Genomic DNA, 2,562 nt, shown 5'->3' with positions numbered 1-2,562 from the left:
GCCAGCGATCGGCGGCGTTCGGGATCGCGCGAGGTGGCCGTGGCCCGCCCGCCGCGCCTTCGGGCCTCCAGCGCCGCCGCGCGTCCCAGATAGCCGCCGCCGAAGACCAGCAGGTCGGGGGCGGGGGCGCGTTCGGGGGCGGCGTCGGACATGGGGCTGCTCAGGCGGACAAGGCTTTGGCCGCCGTCGTCGGGGTCGGCGACGGCGACGCTTCGTTTTCCAGCGCCTCGGCCCGGCGTTGGTTCCAGGCCGACACGCACGGCACACGGCCCAGGTCCGCCCGGTCGGCGTAGCGGCGGGCGATCTCGGTCACGTCCTGCATCAGCCCCTCGGCCAGGGTGATCGGCTTCAGGCCCAGTTCGCGGAACTGGTCGTTGGCCACGACCAGGTCGTTCTCGTCGGCCTCCTGGCGGGGGTTGGGCACATTGTGGATCTCGGCGCCGGTCATGTCGGCCACCATCCGGGCCAGGTCGCGCACGCGCCGGCTCTCGGTCATCTGGTTCAGGATCTTGACCCGGTCGCCGCGTCGGGGCGGGTTCTTCAGCGCCAGTTCGACGCAGCGCACCGTGTCCTGGATGTGGATGAAGGCCCGCGTCTGCCCGCCCGAGCCGTGCACCGTCAGCGGATAGCCGACCGCCGCCTGCATCAGGAAGCGGTTCAGCACCGTGCCGTAGTCGCCGTCGTAGTCGAAGCGGTTGATCAGTCGCTCGTCCTTGCGGGTCTCCTCGGTCTGGGCGCCCCAGACGATGCCCTGGTGCAGGTCGGTGATGCGCAGGTTGTCGTTCCGGGCGTAGAACTGGAACAGCAGGGCGTCCTGCGTCTTGGTCATGTGATAGATGCTGCCCGGATTGGGCGGGAACAGGATCTCCTGTTCGGCGGGGCCGTTGTCGGTCTGCACCGTGACCTTCAGATAGCCCTCCGGGATGCGCAGGCCGGCGGTGCCGTAGCCATAGACGCCCATCGTTCCCAGGTGCGCCAGATGCACGTCCAGCCCGCTCTCGACGATGGCGGCCAGCAGGTGGTTGGTCGCGTTGATGTTGTTGTCGACGGTGTAGAGCTTGTGCCGCGCCGACTTCATCGAATAGGGGGCCGCCCGCTGTTCGGCGAAATGCACCACGCTGTCGGGGGCGAAGTCTCGGATCAGGGCGACCAGGCGGTCGAACTCCTTGCCCACCGTCATGTTGACGAAGCCGATGTCGCGGCCCGAGACCTCCTTCCAGGCCTTGATCCGCTCGCCCATGGTGCGGATCGGGGTCAGGGACTGGACCTCCAGCTCGTTGTCGATGTTTCGCCGGCTCAGGTTGTCGACGATGGTCACGTCCCACCCTTCGGCCGACAGATGCAGGGCCGTGGGCCAGCCGCAGAAACCGTCGCCGCCCAGAACAAGAACCCGCATGGGACAAGCCTCTCAATCACTTCGCACGCCTGACTAACGCACGAGGGCGCGAACGGCAAAGCGCTGCGGTTTGACGCAGGCGCGAGGGTCAATCGTCGAATACCTCTTGGAAACCGCCCCCGCACACGCTAAGTCATCGCTGTCTCCCCACTCAAACGCAGCTTCACGGGCCGTTCGCCCGGCTGTTCGCGACTTGAGTCGACATGACGGTCGGCCCGCAAGGACCGGCGCACCATGGGGCGACGACGGCATTCCGGACACATCGACAATCGGGGATCGGCCCCGAGCGAAACGGAACGACGAAACGGACGGACCCGGTTCTGAACGACCCGGCCTCCGCCCCTGCACACGGTAGCGCGAATGAGAGATTTCAAGGGCATGAAGCGTCAGCGTGGGCGCAACCGCAACAAGGCGGGGGCGAACAACGCGAACAACGCCAATCCCAACCGCTCGTGGGACTCCCAGGGGCCCGAGAACATCAAGGTGCGCGGCAACGCCCAGACGGTGTACGAGCGCTATCAGCAGTTGGCCCGCGACGCCGCCTCGTCCGGCGACCGCGTCCTGGCCGAGAACTACCAGCAGCACGCCGAACACTATTACCGGGTCCTGAGGGCGCTGCAGCCGCAGCGGTCCTTCTCCGACATCGCCGCGCGTGAACTGTCGAACCAGGGTTTCGACATCGATTTCGAAGACGAGTCCGGCGCCCAGGCCGCCGCCTTCCTGGCCGCCCAGCAGGCCGCAGAGCGACAAGGCGGGGACCGTCAGGGCCAGGACTCGGAACGCACCGAACAGCGAGAACCCCGCGAACGGGATCGCGACCAGAACCGGGATCACGCCCGGGACCACAACCGCGACCAGAACCGCGAGGGCGGCGAAGAGCGCGAACCCCGCGCCGAGGGCGAGGGCGGTGGTCGTCGCGAAAGTCGCCGGGAACGCTGGGAGCGCCGCCGGGAGGAGCGCAATCGCCGCTTCGAAGGCCAGGGCGACGCCGGCGAGCGCGCCGAGGGCGACACCGACGCCGTCGTCATGGACACGCCGGCCGATGCGCCCGCTCCGGCCGAAGCGCCCGTGGCCCCCGAGACCGAAACGGTCGCCGAGCGTCCCGCGCGCCGCGGCCGCCGTCCGGCCGCGCCTGTGGAGGACGAGGCGCCGTCGGCCCTGCCGGG

At 68.9% G+C, this 2,562-nt stretch carries 2 protein-coding genes; one reads left to right on the top strand and one right to left on the bottom strand.

Annotated elements, in window-relative coordinates:
- Positions 1-160: 160 nt before the first annotated feature.
- Positions 161-1,396 (bottom strand): NAD-dependent epimerase/dehydratase family protein, encoded by a 1,236-nt coding sequence (locus ACE3PU_RS06815; RefSeq protein WP_374388007.1) that lies wholly within the window; start codon positions 1,394-1,396, stop codon positions 161-163.
- Between the two features lie 360 nt (positions 1,397-1,756).
- Here ACE3PU_RS06815 and ACE3PU_RS06810 point away from each other — a divergent pair.
- Positions 1,757-2,562: DUF4167 domain-containing protein (locus tag ACE3PU_RS06810; protein WP_374388005.1), on the top strand; the 806-nt coding region annotated here is incomplete at its 3' end.

The organism is Brevundimonas sp., from assembly GCF_041911375.1.
GTDB lineage: Bacteria > Pseudomonadota > Alphaproteobacteria > Caulobacterales > Caulobacteraceae > Brevundimonas.
This window is presented reverse-complemented; position numbering and strand designations above follow the sequence as displayed.

What these genes read in the sequence shown, in the direction of transcription:
- ACE3PU_RS06815 (WP_374388007.1), bottom strand. Translation starts at nt 1,396, where the DNA reads ATGCGGGTTCTTGTTCTGGGCGGCGACGGTTTCTGCGGCTGGCCCACG.